Genomic DNA, 19,864 nt, shown 5'->3' with positions numbered 1-19,864 from the left:
CGGTGACAGCGCATGGCGGTGGCCTGGTGCCGACGACGTAGCACGAGCCCCCGCCGTTCGCGAAGAAGCCGTACACCGCCTCAGCCACATACGACGAAGCAGCGAAGTCCTCTCCTTCGCCGGCTCATCGGCCGGCAACGGTTCCTTTTGCGTTGCGCAGTTCACGTTTGAGGATCTTTCCGGTGGCATTGGTGGGCAGAAGGTCGCAGAACTCCACCAGACGCGGGTACTTGTAGCTCGCCATCGACTCCCGGCACCAGGCGACGAGTTCCTCCTCGGAGATCTCCATGCCGGGTGCACGCACCACACACGCCTTGATCTCCTCTCCGTGGCTGTCGTGGGGCACGCCGATCACGGCCGCCATGCTCACGGCGGGATGGGTCAGCAGCACCTCCTCGATCTCCCGCGGGTACACGTTGAAGCCGCCGCGGATGATCAGGTCCTTGACGCGGTCGACGATGTAGTACCAGCCGTCGCTGTCCCGGCGGGCCAGGTCGCCGGTGCGGAACCAGCCGTCCCGCAGGACCTCTGCCGTCGCCTCCGGCCGGTTGAGGTAGCCCTTCATCACGTTGTGCCCGCGGATGGCGATTTCGCCGACCGCGTCGGGGCCCTCGACCGGGGACCCGTTCTCGTCGATCAGAGCCACCTCCACGCCCCAGACCGGACGCCCGATGGAGCCCGGGCGTGCCTTCTCGCCGGGCGGGGAGAAGGTGGCCACGGGGCTGGTCTCCGACAGGCCGTAGCCCTCCAGGAGGGTGATGCCGAACCGCTCGTCGAAGCGGCGGTGGATCTCGACCGGCAGTGCCGCGCCCGCCGAGACGGCGAAGCGCAGACTCTGTGCGATCCGGGCAAGGTCCACACCGGGCGCCTCCTCGTTGAGCAGGGACCAGTACATGGTGGGGACACCGGCGAACATCGTGACCGAATGGCGCTGCATCAGGGTGAGGGCCGAGCGCGCCTCGAAGCGCGGAAGCAGCACCAGCGTCGCCCGCGCAGCGAGGCCGGCGTTCATCTGGACGCTCTGGCCGAAGGAGTGGAACAGCGGCAACGTGATCAGATGAACGTCCTGCTCGGCCTCACCGAACATCTGCCGGCAGGTCAGGGCGTTGAGCGTCATGTTGGCGTGCGTGAGTTCGGCGCCCTTGGGCAGGCCGGTGGTACCGGAGGTGTAGAGGACGACCGCGGTGTCACCGGCCTCGGTGACGACCGTCTCGAAGTCCGCGCTGCGCCCTTCCAGTGCCGCGGTCAGGGTCTGGGCGCCGGCGAGCGGAGAGTCGGTGGTGGGGGCGGCGGTCAGTAGGAAGAAGTGCTCGCAGCCGTCGCTGGTCTCGAACCCGTTCCACCCCTCCTGGCCCATCTGCAGTTCGGGTGTTCCCTCGAAGCAGAAGTAGGCCTTGGCTCCCGAGTCGGTCAGGTGGTAAGCGATCTCGCGGCTCTTGAGCAGGACGTTGAGCGGAACGACAACGGCTCCGGCCTTGAGGATGCCGTAGTAGACGATGGGGAACCAGGGCATGTTGGGGCAGGACATTGCGACCTTGTCGCCGGGCCGGATGCCCCGCGCATGCAGCAGTCCGGCCACGCGGCGTGCGGCCGTGTCCAGTTCGGCATAGGTCAGCCGCTGGTCGCCGAAGACCACAGCGGTGCGGTCGGGTACGTCGCGGACACTGCTTTCCAGCAAGACGGCGAGGTTCAGCAAGGGGGTCTCCGTGAGGGGGTGGGGACGGTCGAGGCGGGATCTGCGCCGTCCGGTTCCGGCGGGTCAGCCACGCAGCGCGGACGCGAAAAGGGCAGGCAGCTTCAGCGCGCTCGGCGCGGCGGTGAAGCGGGTGAGGCGTTCCACGGTGGTCAGCGCCGTGCGGTTGGTGACGAAGTACGGTGGCCGGGGGGAGAGTGACGGTTCTCGCGTGGCCAGGCCGCGCGGCGCCGGGGCGAAGGGAGCCCGCAGCACGGTCTTCTCGACGCCCTCGAGCATGAACGCGTTGTGGACGAAACCGATGCCGCTGCCGATGGCCTGACGCGTGTTGCCCGGGAAGGCTCCCCAAGGTGTGTAGCCGAGCAGGAAGCCCACCCCTGACCAGCAGTTGACGCCCAGCGTGCCGTACCGCAGGGCAGCGATCGCCGTCCTGAGTGTCGCCTGTTCGGAGCGCGCGGTCCTGGGGTGGACGATCAGCGTGGCGCCAAGGCTTCCGGGGAGGACGTTGTTGGCGAAGTCGATGGCGTGGTGCAGGAATTCGTCCGTGGTCGTCCCTGCGAGCCGTACGACACCCAGGGCGCTGCCGAAGACCTCACTGGTGATCAGGACGTCGTCATGGTCGACGATGTCGGGTACGAGAAGCCGACCGCCATCGCCGTAGGTCTCCGCCGTCGGGTGTGCCGCACGGACGGCGGCAAGGCGCTCACCGGCCCCGGGGTAGTAGTCGGTGCGTGGCGGCAGTGCCTGCAGCACTCGCCGGATCTCGTTCAGCAGCCGCTCCGTGCCGTCCCAGTCACGGGGGACGACCAGGACCTGGCTGGCGATGCAGTTGTGTCCGGAGTTGTTCATCTTGCTGCTGACGATGTGCTCGGCCTGGAACCGGAAGTCGGTGTCGCTCCACGGGCCGGGCGTCACGATGCACGGGCTGACACCGCCCAGTTCGCTGCTGAAGGGTTTGCCGACCAGGGGCCGGTCCTCGCGGCGCCGTTCAACGGCTTCGTCGCCGGTGCCCCAGACGATGGCGTCGTGCGTGCGGTCGCTGCCGGTGACGTGGATGCTGTCGACGCCCTCGTGGCGGGTGAGGTGACTGCCTTCGGCCGCTCCGCCGTCGACGAAGCGGACCCAGTCGCGTGCGACGAACTCGGCGAAGACCTGCTCGAAGTGCGGGCGTAGATAGGCGTTGACGGGGTTCATCTTGGCGACGACGACCTCGCCCTCGACGTAGAGCTTGTGCAGGATGTCGAGCGCCGTGATGGCGGCGACGTTGCCCGCGCCGAGCACCAGAGCCACACCCGGGCGCCCGGGCCGCCCCCGGTACTCCCCCGCCGCCCGCTCGCGTACCTGCTCGGTGGTGGTGCCGGGGCGCGTCCACACCTGGGCGCTGAAGCCGTTGAGCAGCAGCCTGTCCCATCCGGTGGCGGGAAAGACGTCGACCAGCGCCCGTCCGTCGCGCTCGCGCACGGCCCCCGCGGCCAGGGGATCGCGACCGGCGGCGATGCGCCGCAGGACGTGCAGATGGGCCGCGGCGTTCTGTACCAGGGCCCATGGCCCGCCCATCCAGTCCTCGGCGGCCCATGGGGAGTCGGGAGCGTATCCCTTGGCGCTCGCCCCGGCTGCGACCATGCCGGCGGAGCCTGCGACCACACGCGGCAGTAGCCGCTCCAGCAGAGCGATGCGTTCGGGAAGCGGGGTGGCGGACCAGGACTCGGCGCCGCGGCACAGTGCAGCGACGGCTCGGTCCAGGGCGGATGTGTCGAGAACGCTGGAGGTCACGTCACTCCTTGTGGAAGTTGATGGACGGCATGGGGACTGCCCGCGCCTGATGCGGGGCGGCGCGCTTCGTCCGAGGGCGGGGCTGCGGGGACCCGTGGGTCGTGCGACGGGCGTATCCCGCAGAAGGGGTTGGACGGTCGGGTCTCACTCGACCAGCAGGCGGGCGTCGCGGTCCGGGTCGATCAGCGTGGCCGCGGCGGTCCCGCCCAGGAGGAGCAGGACACCGGTGATCAGGACGGCGTACTCGTAGCCTTCTGCTCCGTGGGCGTCCACGAGGTGCCCGATCAACGTCGGTGCGATCAGGCCGGCGGTGGTCACGACGGCGTTCATGATGCCCAGGGCTCCGCCACGGCGATCGGCGGGGGCCAGCCGGGTGATGGTGGTGACGGCGATGCTGGTCATCGCGCCGGCCGCTCCGAACCCGACGACCAGAAGCACGACGGTCGCGGCACCGGCAGGCACGGACGGCAGTGCCAGGCAGGCTGCGGCGCTGACGAGCAGGAGGGTGCCGCCGACTCCGCCGCGGGCCCACCGGCTCGCCGTGCCGCGGCGCAGCAGCCACCCGGTCAGGCCGGCCTGACCGAGCACGACCACGGCGTTCAGGCCGTAGACACACATCAGCACCCGGGCGGAGGTGGCTGTCGAGTAGCCCAGCCCTTCATGCAGATAGGAGGGAAGCCAGACCAGTCCGAACGCGGTGATCCAGTACGCGCCGAAGTAGGCGGTCGTGGCCCCCATCCAGGTCCTGGTCGTGAGAATCCGTCGGTACGGCGTCCGGCGCGCCGCCACCCCGATCCCCTGGGCGGTGGGGGCTTCCGCCCGGGCGGAGCAGGCGTCGTCCGGTGTGGCGCTCGCGTAGCGTCCTTCCGCGCCGAGAGGGACCCACAAGAGCGCCCAGGCCAGGCCGGCGAGCGCCACGACGGCGAAGGCCGCGTGCCAGCCGTGGTGTGCCATCACCCAGGTCAGGCCGGGTGCGGCGAGGAGCATGCCGAGAGTGGTGCCCAGGACGACCAGCGCACCCGGCAGGTTGCGGCTGCGGTCGGGGAACCAGGACATCGCGGTCTGCTGCGCGACAGGGAAGGCGGGGCCCTCGGCGGCGCCGAGCAGCACACGCGAGGCGACGAGCAGGGCGAGTCCTCCTCCCAGGGCCAGGGGGGTCTGGGCGACCGACCACAGCAGGGCCATCATCAGGAGCAGCCACTTCGGCCGTATGCGGTCGGCGAGCAGCCCGACCGCGGCGCCGCAGGCCGAGAACAGCATGAAGAAGGCGCTGTTGGCGAGCCCGAAGGCGGACGCGGACAGGCCGAGGTCCGTGCGGATCGACTCGGCCGCCAGACCCAGCACGGACTTGTCCGCGAAGTTGATCATCATGAAGACGACGAGGAGTGCGGTGACGGTCCAGGCGCGGCGTCGTGGACCGCTCATGGTTCTCGTGGGGCGGGCTGGCACAGCGGGTACGACGTCGGTGTCGGTCACAGGGACTCCGCGGAAGACAGTCGGGCAAAGGGGTGCAACGACAGGCCGGACTTGCGCCCGGCCCTCACGGACGGGCGGGAACGGATCAGGAGAGCGGTACGCCGGTGATCGCGATGCGCTCCATGACCCGGCGCTGCGGGTAGTAGTCGTTGATCGCGTAGTGCTGGGTGGCGATGTTGTCCCAGATCGCGACGGAGCCCGGCTGCCAGCGGAAACGGACCTGGTACTCGGGGATGCGCGCCTGCAGGACGAGTTCGTGGAGCAGCTCCCGGCTCTCGTCGTCCGACAGCCCGATGATCCGGATGGTGAAGGGCTCGTTGACGTAGAGCAGCTTGCGGCCGGTGCGCGGGTGGCGGACGACGACCGGGTGCTCGACGGGCGGCAGCGTCTGGCGGTGAGTGGCGATCTGGTCGGCCGTCATCTTCGCCCCCCAGCTGTGCACCCAGTCGTGCTCGGCGGTCAGCCCGTCGATGCGCTCCCGCATCTCGGCGGTCAGATTGTCGTAGGCGGCTGCCATGTCGGCCCACATGGTGTCGCCACCGGCGGGCGGGATGTCGACGGCGCGCAGCACCGAGCCGAGAGCGGGCGCGGCCATGAAGGAGTGGTCGCTGTGCCAGATGTTCTTGTTGCCCGCGGCGTTGGCGTCTTTGGCCAGCCGCGAGACACCGGTGGTCTTGGTTTTCGGGAAGAACGGGTTCGGCTCCGGCTCGCCCCACACGCGGGCGAGGGCGAGCTGGGAGGCCGCGTCGAACGTGAGCTGGTCCCGGAAGAAGATCACCTTCCACTCCAACAGGGCGCGCTTCAGCTCCTCGGCGAGTTCCTCGTCGACCGGGGCGGAGAGGTCGACGCCGTCGATCTCCGCGCCGATGTGCGGGGTGAGCGGGTGGATGCCAAGACGGCGGTAGTCCGACGGCGGCAGACCCGGCGCGGTGCGCTCGAGCACGCGCTTGCCGAAGTGCACCAAGGGCTTGCCGAGAACGGGAGAAGTGGTGGTGGCGACGCTGTCCATGAACCCTCCGAGGACGACGGAGCTAATTTCGTTCCCGGCAGTATCGTTATTAGACGAGGGCGTGACAAGGGTCTGCGGCAATCGATGTTCAAGCAGGGTCGTGGGCCGTCGGATCGGCCGGGAAGCCGGGCCTGCGTCCGAGCAGGGTCGCGCGGCAGCAGCCGGTCCCGTCAGCGACGGCCGACACGCGAACAGGTCCGCAGGGCGGACACCGCGGTAAGGGGAAGCCGAAACGACGCCCCGGCCGCCCCACGGCGCGGCAGCCGTCCCCCTCCGCGTCGAGCGGCGCCCGGACGGATCCGCGGGCGGCAGCCGAGGTCAGGCAGTCGAGGCGACGGCGCGGGCGACGAGGTCCACCAGAGTGTCCACGAGCTGGGAGTCGGGCAATTCCCGCTCACCGATCAGCCGGAAGAGCATCGGCGCGGCCACCAGGGTGGCCGCGGCCCGTACGTCGATGTCCGCACGCACGTCGCCTCGGGCGATACCGCGCTCGAGGATTCGCCGGGTCTCGCTCGTGATCCGCTCGGTGTACCGGGCGTACTGAGCGTGGTCGACTCCCACCTCGGCCGCCGTGCCGATCAGGCCCGCCAGCAGCCGGTCCGACCCGGGCATCCGGTACGCCTCCAGCCGGGCCGTCAGCACGACCCGCAACTCCGCCCGGAAGTCGCCCAGATCGGGCACCGAGAGAACACCGATACGGCTCTCGGCGGCGGCGATGACGAGATCCTGCTTGGTGGGCCAGCGCCGGTAGATGGCAGGCTTGCTCACACCGGCCCGGGCCGCGACCGCATCCATGGTGACCGCCCCCATGCCCTGCTCCGTGACCAGCTCCACGACCGCGTTGAGGACCGCCCCGGTAACCCGCTCCTCCCGTGGCCGCCCCGGTCCCCGCTCCGCCCCACGCATCTGTGCACCCGCCATACGCCAGAGCCTACGGGCCCACCGGACCGCACCGGCCAGGGGTACACCCCAGCCCGCACGCCGCGGCGCCCGGGAGCACATCCGAGCCTGCACCGCCGCTGTACCACCAGCAGACGAAGAATCTGCCGGCACGGTTTCCACCGGGTCCCGGACGTGCGTCACTCTTCCGGTCGCCATGATCTCACCACGCGCCCGAGACCTGGAACCCAAGAGTCGAGTCCGGGCCCCGGCAGCCAAGCCGGACGTCGCGGCGCACATGACCTTCGCTGCCGCAAGGTCGATACTGATGTGCAAGGCACCACCACCCGCCCCGGGGCACCTCCAGGGGGATCCGATGCCCCGTCAACTAAGTCAGCATTCAGTCAGTATCAGCCCCGCCGGAACCCGCCACCAGCCACCGCGGACCACGAAGATCAACAACCGATCACACTCGTTCTGAACAGGGAAAACGCAGGTCAGAGAGTCACCTACTAACCTTCCTAGGAGATAAGCATGAAGATGCTGATCAACGTCCCGGAGACCGTGGTGGCAGACGGGCTGCGGGGTATGGCGGCCGCGCATCCCGAGCTGACCGTGGACGTGGAGAACCGGGTGATCGTCCGCCGGGACGCTCCCGTGGCCGGGCAGGTCGCACTGGTCTCGGGTGGCGGGTCGGGGCACGAGCCGCTGCACGGCGGATTCGTCGGTCCGGGCATGCTCTCGGCGGCCTGTCCCGGCGAGGTGTTCACCTCGCCGGTGCCGGACCAGATGGCGCGCGCCGCGGCCGCCGTCGACAGCGGGGCCGGCGTGCTGTTCATCGTGAAGAACTACACCGGTGACGTGCTCAACTTCGACATGGCGGCCGAACTCGCCGAGGACGAGGGCATCCAGGTCGGGAAGGTTCTGGTCAACGATGACGTGGCAGTCACCGACAGCCTGTACACGGCCGGCCGGCGCGGCACCGGCGCGACCCTGTTCGTGGAGAAGATCGCGGGAGCCGCAGCGGCCGAGGGACAGCCGCTGGAGCGGGTCGAGGCCGTCGGGCGCCAGGTGAACGAGAACGCCCGCAGCTTCGGTGTCGCGCTGAGCGCCGTCACCACTCCGGCCAAGGGCTCTCCGACCTTCGATCTGCCCTCCGGCGAGCTGGAGTTGGGCATCGGCATCCACGGCGAGCCGGGCCGTGAGCGGCGGGCGATGATGACCTCCGGGGAGATCGCCGACTTCGCGGTGCACGCCATCCTGGAGGACATGCCCCCGCGCAACCCCGTGCTGGTCCTGGTCAACGGCATGGGCGCCACCCCGCTGCTGGAGCTGTACGGCTTCAACGCCGAGGTGCAGCGGGTGCTCGGCGAGCGGGGTGTGACCGTGGCCCGCACCCTTGTCGGCAACTACGTCACCTCCCTCGACATGGCGGGCGCCTCGGTCACGCTGTGCCAGGTCGACGAGGAACTGCTGCGCCTGTGGGACGCACCGGTGAAGACCCCGGCACTGCGCTGGGGGATGTGACACGGCGCACGAAGCGGTCAACACCCCTACGACGCAAGGAGATCCAGTGCTCGACGCCGATTTCTTCCGCCGTTGGATGACGGCGACCGCCGCGTCCGTCGACCGGGAGGCGGAACGGCTCACGGCCCTCGATTCGGCCATCGGGGACGCCGACCACGGCAGCAACATGCAGCGCGGGTTCACCGCCGTCCTGGCCAGCCTGGAGGAGGAGTCGCCGGCCACCCCGGGTGCCGTGCTGATCCTGGCCGGGCGCCGGCTGATCTCGACGGTCGGCGGGGCGGCCGGGCCGCTGTACGGCACCCTGCTGCGCAAGGCCGGCAAGGCGCTCGGGGATGCCGCCGAGGTCAGCGAGAAGCAGCTGGCCGAGGCGCTCAGGGCGGGCGTGGACGGGGTGATGGCGCTGGGCGGTGCGGCGCCCGGCGACAAGACCATGATCGACTCCCTCGTCCCCGCCGTGGACGCGCTCGGCGACGGCTTCGGCGCGGCGCGGTCGGCCGCGGAGGAGGGTGCGGAGGCCACCATTCCGCTGCTCGCCCGCAAGGGCCGGGCCAGCTATCTCGGCGAGCGCAGTATCGGTCACCAGGATCCGGGGGCCACGTCGTCGGCCCTGTTGATCGCCGGACTGGAAGAAGCGGCTTCGGGAGCGTCCGGTGAGTGACGAGAAACTGGTCGGGATCGTGCTGGTGTCGCACAGCGCGGAGGTCGCCATGTCCGTCGCCGAGCTGGCGAAGGGCCTGGCGGGCGGAGCCACCACGGTGCCCGTCGCCGCGGCCGGCGGCACCGAGGGGGGTGAGCTCGGCACCAGCGCCGAGCTGATCTCCGCGGCGGCCGCGTCCGTGGACCGGGGGGTCGGGGTCGCCGTCCTCACCGACCTCGGCAGTGCGGTGCTCACCGTGAAGGCGCTGCTCGCCGAGGGTGACGAACTCCCCGACGGTGCGCGGCTGGTGGACGCGCCGTTCGTCGAGGGTGCGGTGGCGGCGGTCGTTACGGCGGCCACGGGCGCGGACCTCGACGCGGTGGAGGCGGCGGCAGCGGAGGCGTACAGCTACCGCAAGGTGTGACCGCACGGGTCCAGGGGGCTTCGCCTCTTGGACCCCCGCCTTGCGCCCCCCACCGGATGAACGTCGTGCAGACGCCGTCGCCGTACGCGATCGCCGACCAGGTGGGCAGGGCCTGCCCTGCTCGGTCGGCGGCAAAGGCGCCCGCCGCGAAGGCGCCCCGCCACCCGGCTCGGTGGGCACACAAGGCGCCCCGCCCACGCGGACGCGGTCGGCCCCGGGCACCCTCGGCGGTCGACGCGGACGGGGCGGACGGGGCGGACGGGGCGGCTGAGACGGTGCGGGCTGTCCAGAACACGGCCGTACCGCCCGGCCGGTCGTCGGCACCGCCTCCGAGGCCGGCCCGCGGGGCAGTGCGGCCGGCGCCACCTGCACTGCGTCCGAGCACGGCTCGGCCGGCCTGACGAAGTCCCTGGCCACGGTGTACCGGAATCAGGGCATCCGAGCGAACGCCATCGCCCACGGCGGCACCCGGACCGCCATCGCCCTGGACCTGGAGGACGGCGCCCAAGGGCCGACGGCCCTCGGGCCCTGCTTCGGAAACGTCGGCCGCACCTCCGAGCCGGAGGAGCAGCCCGCCGCGATCGTGTTCCTGGACTCGGACGCGGCGAGCAGCATCAACGGAGCGGTACTGCCCGTGGACGACGGCTGGGGCGCCTTCCATGCCCGTCGCCCGCGTCCCGCCGGTCTCAGTGCCTGGCCTGCACGAACTGCCGGGCCAGCCGCTCCCCCGTCTCCACCGCCGCCCGGTGGTCCTGGATGGGGGTGACCTCGGAGTCCTTGAAGACGATGTACGTGACGCCGGAGGGGACTCCGCCGGTGCGCGGGTCGGGGCTGATGCCGAGGCCCCGGGCGGCGGCGTAGGAGGCCTCGCCGATGATGTCGCCCGGTCCGGTGTCGCCGACGACCGCGTACTGCACCCGGCCCTGGTAGATCACGGCCGCCACCGAGCCGCCTCGGACGCCCTGCTCCCGGGGGTTCCAGATGCCGCTCGGGGCCGGGATCACGATGTAGGGCAGGGACGCGGCGTTCAGATGGCGGCCGTCGGACTGCTGGTAGGCGGTGGCGGCGGAGAACAGCGGATCGGTACGGCGGTTGCAGCGGGTGGTGGGCCGTCCGTCGCAGTCGACGTCCAGGTCGGCCTTCCAGAACACCGCCTTGCGGGTGCCGCAGACGGGAACGGCCGCGCGGGTGCCGCCGTCGGTTCGGTAGCGGCCCTTGGAGACCTGGGTGCAGGAACGCACCCGGTCGAGCAGGTCGGCGGCGGCCACGGAGCCCTCGCTGTGGGCCGCGGGTCCCGGCCGGGGCGGGACGGCGGCGGCGGGCAGCGGCGTCGGGGCGAGCAGGGCGGCGCCGGCCGTGGCCAGCGTCAGCGACTGGACACGCACTCTGAGGGACTCTCTCCTCTGGAACATTCCGGACACCTTGCCCAAAGTGGTGTCGGGGGGCGAGCACAGCCACCCCTATAGGGCCGGATGGAGCACTCTCCTGACGCCCTGTGAGAAAGCAACAGGGGCCGGGGACCTGAGCCGATGTCGACCCAGGCCCCCCGGCCGCCCGCGTCGGCGCGGGTTCGGCGACGACAGCGTTTCCGCGCCACAGGCATGAACTTCCCTACTCTCTCGGGGAGTTCAGCCCTAGGGAGCCTTCAGCATACGTAACATCCGCGCGTGGTCACCAACACGGCCCCTTGCTTCGGCCGGACAGGCCGGGCCATATTGGTCCGGACCTTTGCCCGTGACACCGTCCCCAGGGAGGCAGCGCCGTGCGACGCCTTCCCCTCCGGCCCGCGCTGGCCTGCGGCGCCCTGGTGCTGATCGCGTCCTGCGGCTGGAGCGGTGCGGCCGACGGGGACGGCGGGCGGACGCCCGGCGCTCCGACGGGCGTCACCGCCACGGCCGGGAGCGCCACCAGCGTGCACGTCATGTGGAACGCGGTGCCGGACGGGCCCGGGATCCGCACCTACGAGGTGTATCGCGGCTCCACGAAGGTCACCGAAGTACCGGGCTCGCAGCACATGGTGGACGTCACCAGGCTCAGGCCGTCCACCCTGTACGCCTTCACCGTGCGGGCCCGGGACGGGGACGGCAGGCTCGGGCCGCCGAGCCGCGAGGTGCGGGCGCGGACACCCGCCGTGGTGGCGGCGGACCGCTCGGCCCCGACCCGCCCGCTGCGGCCGGCCGGGCGGGCTGTCGGCAGCCGGGCGGTCCAGCTGTCCTGGGCCGCTTCCCGGGACGACAGGGGCGTGGTGTCGTACGACGTCTACCAGGGTGGCGTGAAGATCCACAGCGTCGGCGGCAACCAGACCGCGACCGTGGTCACCGGGCTGCGTCCAGGCACCCGGTACGTCTTCACCGTGCGCGCGCGGGACGCGGCCGACAACCTCTCGGCCGCGAGCGCGCCGGTCCGGATCGGTACGCCGGGCCACGACGACGGACGGGACACCGCGCCGACCGGGTTCACCGCCACGACCCACCGGTCCGCCGGGGCCTACTACATCGACCTCGCCTGGGATCCGCCACGCATGGACGGGGTGATCACCGAGTACCAGATCCGGCTGGACGCCACCACGGCCACCTCCCTGGTGTGGGGCGGCGACCCGCCGCGCGGCCGGGCCCGCTACAGCTTCTACGTCGGGCGGGACGCGGGGGCGGAGCACCGGGTGCGGCTGCGGGCGCGACTGCCGGACGGCACCTGGGGCGGGTTCTCGGCGGAGCGGAGCGTGACCACAGGCGAGGGCGCGGGCGGCTGACGGCCGGCGGGCCGGAGTCGGCCCGGACCGGACGGACGAATCCCGTCGGCCGTCACCTGACCGGGTGCGGTCCGCGTGCGGTGGGGTCCGGGGCCGCGTTGGCTGCCCTTGAGAGCAGCACGGACGTTTCCCGACCCTCGGCGGTGCATGGGATGTACCGCCAACCGTGCCGCCGGAGGCCAGCCCATGCGAAACCCCAGACTCCTGCTCCGCTCCGGCCTGACCCTGGCGGCCGCCGCCGCGCTCCCGACCGCGTTCGCCGGGCCCTCGGCCGCGGTCTCGGGAATCTCGGTGAGCACCACCGGGTCCACGGTCTCGGTCGTCACCAGCGCCTGTGTCCAGAACAACGGCAGCTGGGGCACCGCCTCGCTGCTGAGCAGCGGCCAGGCGAACTTCGCCCAGGGCCGCCAGGTGGCCCTGTCGGGCACGACCATCAGCCAGTCCGCGGCCTGGTCGGGGGTGAGCCCGGGCACGTACACGGTCGTGGTGGTGTGCTCCAACGGCGCGACCGCCGGCAGCCAGTCCGTGATCGTGTCGGCCGCCACCACCCCCACGACCTCGTCGACGCACGCCGCGCCCCCCTCGCGCGGCGTGATGGGCGGCCTCGGCGGCGCGGCGCGCGACTACGGCCCGCTGACCCTGGGCATCGGCGTGGCCCTGGTGACCTCGGGCGTGGTCGGCACGGCCTGGTTCCTGCGCCGCCGCTCGAAGCCGTACCGTCTCTGAGACCTCCCCGTCAGCCGGACGGGTCGCCCGTCGGTTCCGGTGCGTCGGCGGGCAGTTCGGCGAACTCCTTCAGGGCGTGGGTCAGCCACTGGGTCCAGAAGGTCTCCAGGTCGATGCCCGCCCGCAGGACCAGATGCCGCAGACGGTCCTCCGGGGCGGCCCGGTCCGGCGGGAAGTCGCGCCGCTCGATCTCCTCGTACTCGGCCAGCTGCCGCCGGTGCAGCTCCAGATGGCGGCGCAGGTCGGCCCCGAGGCCCGCCGTGCCGACCACCGCAGCGGCGCGCAGCCGCAGCAGCAGGATGTCCCGCTGCGGCTTGGGGTCCTGCGAGGCGGCGGTCCAGCGGGCCAGTTCGGCGCGGCCCGCGGGCAGAACCTCGTAGCTCTTCTTCTGCCCACGGGCCGGCTGCTCGGCCGGCAGGGTGCGGATGTAGCCCTCGCCCTCCAGCTTCCCCAGCTCGCGATAGATCTGCTGGTGCGTCGCGGACCAGAAGTAGCCGATCGACTTGTCGAACCGGCGGGTCAGCTCGAGACCCGACGACGGCTTCTCCAGCAGGGCGGTGAGGATGGCGTGCGGGAGTGACATGGGCTCATCCTAGGGACGGGCGTACGGCCCCTACAGGGCCGCCGCCACCTCGGTGCCCTGCTTGATGGCCCGCTTGGCGTCCAGCTCGGCCGCGACGTCGGCACCGCCGATCAGGTGGGCACTGCGCCCGGCGGCGACCAGCTCCTCGTACAGGTCGCGGCGCGGCTCCTGGCCGGTGCACAGTACGACGGTGTCGACCTCCAGGACCGTGCTCTCGTCGCCGACGGTGATGTGCAGGCCCGCGTCGTCGATCCGGTCGTAGCGCACGCCCGGGACCATGGTCACGCCGCGGTGCTTCAGCTCCGTGCGGTGGATCCAGCCGGTGGTCTTGCCGAGTCCGGCGCCGACCTTGGTGGTCTTGCGCTGGAGCAGGTGGACCGTGCGCGGCGGGGCCGGCCGCTGCGGCGCCGCGAGGCCGCCCGGTGCCGCGTAGTCCATGTCGACGCCCCAGTTGCGGAAGTACGTCTCGGGATCCTCGCTCGCCTTGTCGCCGCCGTCGGTGAGGTACTCGGCGACGTCGAAACCGATGCCGCCGGCGCCGAGGACGGCTACCCGGTCGCCGACGGGGGCGCCGTCGCGCAGGACGTCGAGGTAGCCGACGACACGGGGATGGTCGACGCCGGGGATCTCGGGGGTGCGCGGGGTGACGCCGGTGGCGACGACGACCTCGTCGTAGCCGGCCAGGTCCTCGGTGGTGACCCAGGTGTCGAGGCGTACGTCCACACCGTGCTCGTCGAGCTGGTGACGGAAGTAGCGCAGCGTCTCGTCGAACTCCTGCTTGCCGGGGACCTTGCGGGCCACGTTCAGCTGGCCGCCGATCTCGCTCGCGGCGTCGAAGAGCACCACGTCATGGCCGCGTTCGGCGGCGCTCACCGCGCAGGCGAGGCCCGCCGGACCGGCACCGACGACGGCGACGCGCTTCTTCAGCCGCGTCGGGGAGAGCACCAGTTCCGTTTCGTGGCAGGCGCGCGGGTTGACCAGGCAGGAGGTGATCTTGCCGCTGAACGTGTGGTCCAGGCAGGCCTGGTTGCAGCCGATGCAGGTGTTGATGGCCTCCGGCGTACCGGCCGCCGCCTTGTTGACGAAGTCGGGGTCGGCGAGCATCGGGCGGGCCATGGAGATCATGTCCGCGCAGCCGTCGGCGAGCAACTCCTCGGCCAGCTCGGGGGTGTTGATGCGGTTGGTCGTCACCAGCGGGACGGACACCGCGCCCATGAGCTTCTTGGTGACCCAGGTGTAGGCGCCGCGCGGGACCGAGGTGGCGATGGTGGGGATGCGCGCCTCGTGCCAGCCGATGCCGGTGTTGATGATCGTCGCCCCGGCGGCCTCGACGGCCTTGGCGAGGGTGACGACCTCCTCCAGGGAGGAGCCGCCCGGGACCAGGTCCAGCATGGAGAGCCGGTAGACGATGATGAAGTCCTCGCCGACGGCCTCGCGCACCCGCCGGACGATCTCGACCGGGAAGCGCATCCGGTTCTCGTACGAGCCGCCCCAGCGGTCCGTGCGGTGATTGGTCCGGGCGGCGATGAACTCGTTGATCAGGTAGCCCTCGGAGCCCATGATCTCGACGCCGTCGTAGCCGGCCTGCCGGGCGAGGCGGGCGGCCCGGGCGTAGTCGTCGATGGTGCGCTCGACGTCGGCGTCGGTCAGTTCGCGCGGCACGAAGGGGCTGATCGGGGCCTGCAGCGGGCTCGGGGCGACCAGGTCCTGGTGGTAGGCGTACCGGCCGAAGTGCAGGATCTGCATCGCGATCCGGCCGCCCTCGCGGTGCACGGCCTCGGTGACGGCCTTGTGCTGTTCGGCCTCCGCCTCGGTGGTGAGCCGGGCGCCGCCCTCGTACGGCCGCCCCTCGTCGTTGGGCGCGATGCCGCCGGTGACGATGAGCCCGACTCCGCCGCGCGCGCGGGCCGCGTAGAACGCCGCCATCCGCTCGAAGCCTCGCTCGGCCTCCTCCAGACCGACGTGCATGGAGCCCATGAGCACGCGGTTGGGCAGGGTGGTGAATCCCAGGTCGAGCGGGGACATCAGGTGCGGGTAACGGCTCATCGGGCCCTCCGTGCGCGGTGTGATGGTCTCTGTTGTAGAGGACCTCGGCGGCATTGTGCAACTAGTTGCATAAAGAGGCGGAGGTGAACCCGATCACTCTGTAACTACTAGTATGTACACTGCCGGTGTCCACACGGCCGCTCCGAAGGGGGACTCCGCCATGCCTTTCGTCCGCATCGACGCGCTGGGCGCCGACAGCGACCGCCTCGACGCTCTCGGCCGTGCCGTCCAGGACGCACTGGTGGAGACGATCGGCGTCCCACCCGACGACCGCTTCCAGGTCCTGGTGGGCCACGACGGCGCCGGCAGCACCGTGCGTCACGGCAACTACCTGGGGGTGCGCCGGGACGACGGGATCGTCTTCGTGGCGATCACCATGCGATCAGGGCGCACGCCCGGCCAGAAGCGGGCGCTGTACCGGCGGATCGCCGAGCTCGCGCACGCGTATGCGGGTACCGAGCCGCGCAATGTGTTCGTCACCGTCACCGAGAACGAGTCGGTGGACTGGTCGCTCGGCAACGGCGCGGCGCAGTACGCCCCGGCCGGCAGCGAGGCGCAGGCGACCGGGGCGGTACGGCCGGGGCCGGTGTAGCCGGTCCGGTGTCACCGGCTTTCGAGCAGGACGTGCAGCTCCCTTTCCTGGTCCCCCGAGGCCGAGGAGAGGTTGCGCACCGTGAAGAGCGAGTCCAGCGTCCTGTGGAGCCGGTTGATCGCCCAGTAGCTGCCCTGTGCGTCCGCCTCGACGGAGGCCGCGAGCCGGGCGGGCGGCCTGCAGGCGTGGGCGTCGGTGACCTCGAAGGTGCCGAGCCACACCATCGGGCGCGTTTCATGGAGCTGCTGCGGCACGTCCTCGGCGCACCGGTCGGACTCGAAGCACTCGCACAGCACGTCGAACACGATCCGGGCGTCTTCCTTGCTGCATCCGCTGATCTCGAGGGAGACGGACTCCTCGTGCGATCGCTCACGGGCCATCGTGATCGCTCCTCTCATGGCGGTGGCGCGATACCGCGGGCTCCCCGCGCACCGCGCCACCTCCCCAGAAAACCACCACTTTCCGGAATCGCACCACCTGTCGCGGCACCGGAGGCGGCGGGGGCTCAGCCGCGCGCGAACTTGTACGTCTTGCTGTCCGTGAGGACGCAGAACCCGGGCGAGACGACGATCACGCGCAGGATGCCGGTGCGGCGGTCGTAGTCGATGCCCTCCGCCTCGAAGGTGCCCGAGCAGGAGCTGCGCAGCGGCAGCTGGCGCAGGGCGGTGACATGGCCGGAGACGTCCGTGGAGCCCGGGGTCGCGGACAGGTCGATCTGGAGCAGCGGCTTGGTCATGCCGAACAGGGAGCCGTCCGGGTCGTCCGAGGAGCACAGCACAGTCGTCGGGCCGGAGAAGTCGCAGCCCTGGACGTCGCGCACGGCGTGGTCGAGATTGATCCTGGAGGCCTGCGGGAGGTTCGCCGAGGGCGAGGTGCTCGGGTTGATGCCCGGGGTCGGGAAGACCAGCAGGCGGTTCATGGTGCCCCACTCGCCCGCCAGCATCCACTGGCCGTCCGGGGAGATCGCGTCCCAGGAGTTGTTCAGAGCCTCGCCGGGGCTGAGCGTGTGCACGTATTCCGACCAGGCGCCGCCCGGTGCCTGTACGCGGAACATCTTCGAGTTGCCGGAGTCCTGCTGGTAGGGCTCGATGTAGTAGCCGTTGTACGAGGCGTCGGGATCGCCGACGTGGTTCCAGCCGCGGCTGGAGACGCCGATGGGGATGGTGCCGATTCCGGTGTACCGGTTGGGGCTGTTCGCCGGGACCTCCACCGAGGTCAGACCCTGGCTCTCGGTCAGCGGGTCGGCGCGGTCGGAGCCGGTCTCGGTCCAGTTGTCGGCGGCGGAGGCCGGGGCGGGCGCGGCGAGGGACACGACGGCGGCGGTGGCCAGGGTGACGAGTCCGGCGAGGACGGTGTGACAACGTTGCCGGAGGGACGGGGACGCGGGCATGGCCGACTCCTCGAACGGGGGGGTGGGGGCACTCGGTCGGCGGACAGTCTGGCCGTGCCCGGTGGTCATGTACAGACCAATGAACAACATCAGCGTGAACTCTCATGGGCCCGGGGACTTGCCTGCCGGTCACGGGGGTGGTTACTTCGGCGGACGTCCGCCGCGTGTTGAGAGATGGTGGAGAAAGTCGGCGACGGCGTCGGAGAGTCGGGTGTGAGCGCGATAGAACAAGGGGAGTCGGCACGGGGGACGGCGTGCCGTGCGGACGGGCGAAGGCGGTGCATGGCATGAGTGCAGCCGGGGCTCCGGTGGCCGAGAGCGGCGGGCCGGTGCGTCCGAGCGGGCTGCTCGACGTACTGAGCGTGGCGTCGGTGGTGCTGGACGCCGAGGGCCGCATCGTGCTGTGGAGCCCCCAGGCGGAGGAGCTGTTCGGCTACTCGGCGCAGGAGGCGCTGGGGGAGTTCGCCGCGCGGCTGATGGTGCACGACGAGCACATCGAGCTGGTCGGCAAGCTGTTCGCCGACGTGATGCGGACCGGTCAGAGCTGGGCCGGGGCGTTCCCCATCCGGGTCAAGGGCGGCGGCACGCGGCTGGTGGAGTTCCGCAACATGCGCCTGCTGGACGACCAGGGCGACGTGTACGCGCTGGGGCTCGCCGCCGACCGGTCCACGGTGCGCCGCCTCGAACAGGACGTGGCGCTGTCCGAGCGGATGGTGAAACAGTCGCCGATCGGATTCGCCGTGTTCGACACGGACCTGCGGTACGTCTCGATCAACCCGGCCCTGGCGAAGATCAACGGCATCCCCGCCGCGGAGCACGTCGGGCGGACCGTCGGCGAGATGCTGCCGCTGCTGGACGTCGATGCCCTGGAAGGCGCGGCCCGCCGGGTCATGGAGACCGGGGTGCCCCTCGTCGCCCAGTCCACCATCGGCCGGACCCCGGCCGATCCGGACGAGGACCACGCCTGGTCGGTGTCGCTCTACCGGCTGGAGGACTCGGTGGGCACCGTGCTCGGCGTCGCGGCCTCGGTGGTGGACATCACCGAGGCCTACCGCGGGCGCATCGAGACCGAGAACGCGCGGCGTCGGCTCGCCGTCATCGCCGACGCCTCCGCCCGGATCGGTACGACGCTGGAGCTGGAGCGCACCGCGTTCGAGCTGGCCGAGGTCGCCGTGCCCGCGCTGGCCGACGTGGCCGCCGTCGACCTGCTGGACGCCGTCGTGGAAGGCCGGCCCAGCACGCTCGGCCCGTCGGAGTCCGCGGTGATCCGGGCCCTGGCGCTGCGCGCCGAGCAGGAGTCCGACGCCGTCCGGGCCGCCGACGCGCCCGGCAGGATCGCCACCTACGGGCCCGACCGGCTGGTCACCGAGTGCGTCCGTACGGGTGAGGCGGTGCTGGTGCCCCATGTGCAGGACGAGGACCTGCCGCGCATCGCCCGCTCCCCCGAGGCGGCCGTGCTGCTGGGCCGGGCGGGCCTGCACTCGTATCTGGCCGTGCCGCTGATCGCCCGCGGCGAGGTGCTGGGCGCCCTCGACCTCAAGCGGACCCGCAATCCGGTGGCCTTCGACGAGGACGACGTCCTGCTGGCCCGGGAGCTGGCGGCCCGCGCGGCCGTGCAGATCGACAACGCCCGCTGGTACCAGAACGCCCGTAACACCGCGCTCACCCTGCAGCGCAGCCTGCTGCCCAGCCACCCGCCGGTCACGACGGGCCTGGAGGTGGCCTCCCGCTACCAGCCCGCGGGCGCCACCAGCGAGGTCGGCGGCGACTGGTTCGACGTCATCCCGTTGGAGGGCGGCCGCACGGCGCTCGTGGTGGGCGACGTGATGGGCAGCGGCATCAGCGCCGCCGCCACGATGGGCCGGCTGCGCACCGCGACCACCACACTGGCCTCGCTCGGCCTCGACCCGGCACTCCTGCTGGAACAACTGGACAAGACGACCTCGGCCCTGGACCACTCGATCGCGACCTGCGTGTACGCCGTCCACGACCCGCATCTGCGGCAGTGCCGGATCGCCAACGCCGGCCACCTGCCCCCGGCCCGGGTGCGTCCCGGCCACCCGCCGGAGCTGCTCGACCTGCCCACCGGGGTCCCGCTGGGCGTGGGCGGGGTCGAGTTCTCCACCGTGACGGTCGACTTCGAGCCGGGCGACGAGCTGGTGTTCTACACCGACGGGCTGGTCGAGACCCGCTGCCACTCCCTGGACGAACGCCTGGACTTCCTGCTGTCCCTGCTCGACGACCCCGCCCGCCCCCTGGAGGAGGCCTGCGACCTGCTCCTGCGGACGCTGCACCACCCCGACAACCACGACGACGTGGCCCTGCTCATCGCCCGGGCCCAGGAACTGGAATGAGCCGCT

The 19,864-nt window shown here is 71.5% G+C and carries 17 protein-coding genes and 1 pseudogene; 8 read left to right on the top strand and 10 right to left on the bottom strand.

Annotation, left to right across the window (positions count from 1 at the left end; genetic code table 11):
* Window positions 1-124: 124 nt before the first annotated feature.
* The 5 genes from ACIF83_RS05835 to ACIF83_RS05815 form a co-directional block, all read right to left on the bottom strand.
* Window positions 125-1,678 carry a long-chain fatty acid--CoA ligase gene (locus ACIF83_RS05835; RefSeq protein WP_393477108.1) on the bottom strand — a complete coding sequence of 518 codons (1,554 nt, stop codon included), beginning with the start codon at window positions 1,676-1,678 and terminating at the stop codon, window positions 125-127.
* An 81-nt stretch (window positions 1,679-1,759) separates the two neighbouring features.
* On the bottom strand, window positions 1,760-3,466 hold the full coding sequence (locus tag ACIF83_RS05830) for an aldehyde dehydrogenase family protein (RefSeq protein WP_399723708.1): 1,707 nt from the start codon (window positions 3,464-3,466) through the stop codon (window positions 1,760-1,762).
* Window positions 3,467-3,610: 144 nt separating this feature from the next.
* Complete coding sequence (locus ACIF83_RS05825) at window positions 3,611-4,891, bottom strand: MFS transporter (RefSeq protein ID WP_399723706.1); 1,281 nt, start codon at window positions 4,889-4,891, stop codon at window positions 3,611-3,613.
* A gap of 136 nt (window positions 4,892-5,027) precedes the next feature.
* Window positions 5,028-5,951, bottom strand: a complete 924-nt coding sequence (locus tag ACIF83_RS05820) for a TauD/TfdA dioxygenase family protein (protein WP_399723703.1) — start codon at window positions 5,949-5,951, stop codon at window positions 5,028-5,030.
* A 318-nt stretch (window positions 5,952-6,269) separates the two neighbouring features.
* Window positions 6,270-6,872, bottom strand: coding sequence for a TetR/AcrR family transcriptional regulator (locus ACIF83_RS05815; RefSeq protein WP_393477119.1), 603 nt, complete (start codon window positions 6,870-6,872; stop codon window positions 6,270-6,272).
* A 492-nt stretch (window positions 6,873-7,364) separates the two neighbouring features.
* On the opposite strand from ACIF83_RS05815, the gene dhaK reads away from it, so the two are divergent.
* From dhaK to ACIF83_RS05795, 4 genes and pseudogenes are all read left to right on the top strand, one after another.
* A complete protein-coding gene (gene dhaK / locus ACIF83_RS05810) occupies window positions 7,365-8,357 on the top strand; it encodes a dihydroxyacetone kinase subunit DhaK (protein WP_393477122.1) in 993 nt (330 codons plus the stop codon).
* A 46-nt stretch (window positions 8,358-8,403) separates the two neighbouring features.
* Window positions 8,404-9,015 (top strand): dihydroxyacetone kinase subunit DhaL, encoded by a 612-nt coding sequence (dhaL, locus tag ACIF83_RS05805; RefSeq protein ID WP_393477125.1) that lies wholly within the window; start codon window positions 8,404-8,406, stop codon window positions 9,013-9,015.
* Window positions 9,008-9,418, top strand: a complete 411-nt coding sequence (locus tag ACIF83_RS05800) for a PTS-dependent dihydroxyacetone kinase phosphotransferase subunit DhaM (protein WP_399723698.1) — start codon at window positions 9,008-9,010, stop codon at window positions 9,416-9,418. Before dhaL ends, ACIF83_RS05800 begins: the two co-directional genes overlap by 8 nt.
* A 313-nt stretch (window positions 9,419-9,731) precedes the next feature.
* Window positions 9,732-10,073: pseudogene (locus ACIF83_RS05795) on the top strand (SDR family oxidoreductase); the annotation flags it as partial.
* Between the two features lie 31 nt (window positions 10,074-10,104).
* Here ACIF83_RS05795 and ACIF83_RS05790 read toward each other — a convergent pair.
* Window positions 10,105-10,803: a glycoside hydrolase family 75 protein gene (locus ACIF83_RS05790; protein ID WP_393477530.1), complete on the bottom strand. Its 699-nt coding sequence runs from the start codon at window positions 10,801-10,803 to the stop codon at window positions 10,105-10,107.
* 377 nt (window positions 10,804-11,180) lie between these two features.
* On the opposite strand from ACIF83_RS05790, the gene ACIF83_RS05785 reads away from it, so the two are divergent.
* Together ACIF83_RS05785 and ACIF83_RS05780 are read left to right on the top strand one after the other, a co-directional pair.
* Window positions 11,181-12,167: a fibronectin type III domain-containing protein gene (locus tag ACIF83_RS05785; protein WP_399723696.1), complete on the top strand. Its 987-nt coding sequence runs from the start codon at window positions 11,181-11,183 to the stop codon at window positions 12,165-12,167.
* A 186-nt stretch (window positions 12,168-12,353) separates the two neighbouring features.
* On the top strand, window positions 12,354-12,893 hold the full coding sequence (locus tag ACIF83_RS05780; RefSeq protein ID WP_393477133.1) for a hypothetical protein: 540 nt from the start codon (window positions 12,354-12,356) through the stop codon (window positions 12,891-12,893).
* A 10-nt stretch (window positions 12,894-12,903) separates the two neighbouring features.
* Here ACIF83_RS05780 and ACIF83_RS05775 read toward each other — a convergent pair whose 3' ends face one another.
* Window positions 12,904-13,476 carry a PadR family transcriptional regulator gene (locus tag ACIF83_RS05775; RefSeq protein WP_393477136.1) on the bottom strand — a complete coding sequence of 191 codons (573 nt, stop codon included), beginning with the start codon at window positions 13,474-13,476 and terminating at the stop codon, window positions 12,904-12,906.
* Window positions 13,477-13,506: 30 nt separating this feature from the next.
* On the bottom strand, window positions 13,507-15,522 hold the full coding sequence (locus ACIF83_RS05770) for an FAD-dependent oxidoreductase (protein ID WP_393477139.1): 2,016 nt from the start codon (window positions 15,520-15,522) through the stop codon (window positions 13,507-13,509).
* Between the two features lie 160 nt (window positions 15,523-15,682).
* Between ACIF83_RS05770 and ACIF83_RS05765 the strand changes: the two genes are divergently transcribed.
* The gene (locus ACIF83_RS05765) at window positions 15,683-16,114 is read left to right on the top strand and encodes a tautomerase family protein (RefSeq protein ID WP_393477142.1); all 432 of its coding nucleotides are present in this window, start codon (window positions 15,683-15,685) and stop codon (window positions 16,112-16,114) included.
* 11 nt (window positions 16,115-16,125) lie between these two features.
* On the opposite strand, the gene ACIF83_RS05760 is transcribed toward ACIF83_RS05765, so the two are convergent.
* Both ACIF83_RS05760 and ACIF83_RS05755 read right to left on the bottom strand, forming a co-directional pair.
* On the bottom strand, window positions 16,126-16,494 hold the full coding sequence (locus ACIF83_RS05760) for a hypothetical protein (RefSeq protein WP_145885968.1): 369 nt from the start codon (window positions 16,492-16,494) through the stop codon (window positions 16,126-16,128).
* A gap of 125 nt (window positions 16,495-16,619) precedes the next feature.
* Window positions 16,620-17,504 (bottom strand): hypothetical protein, encoded by an 885-nt coding sequence (locus ACIF83_RS05755; RefSeq protein WP_399723690.1) that lies wholly within the window; start codon window positions 17,502-17,504, stop codon window positions 16,620-16,622.
* A 287-nt stretch (window positions 17,505-17,791) separates the two neighbouring features.
* On the opposite strand from ACIF83_RS05755, the gene ACIF83_RS05750 reads away from it, so the two are divergent.
* Window positions 17,792-19,858, top strand: coding sequence for a SpoIIE family protein phosphatase (locus tag ACIF83_RS05750; protein ID WP_393477148.1), 2,067 nt, complete (start codon window positions 17,792-17,794; stop codon window positions 19,856-19,858).
* The last annotated feature ends 6 nt before the right edge of the window (window positions 19,859-19,864 follow it).

Origin of the sequence: Streptomyces sp. NPDC085866 (assembly GCF_044541035.1) — a bacterium.
In the GTDB taxonomy this organism is placed as follows: Bacteria; Actinomycetota; Actinomycetes; order Streptomycetales; family Streptomycetaceae; genus Streptomyces.
Note: the sequence above shows the minus strand (reverse complement) of the source record. Positions and strands in the feature narration are given on the sequence as shown.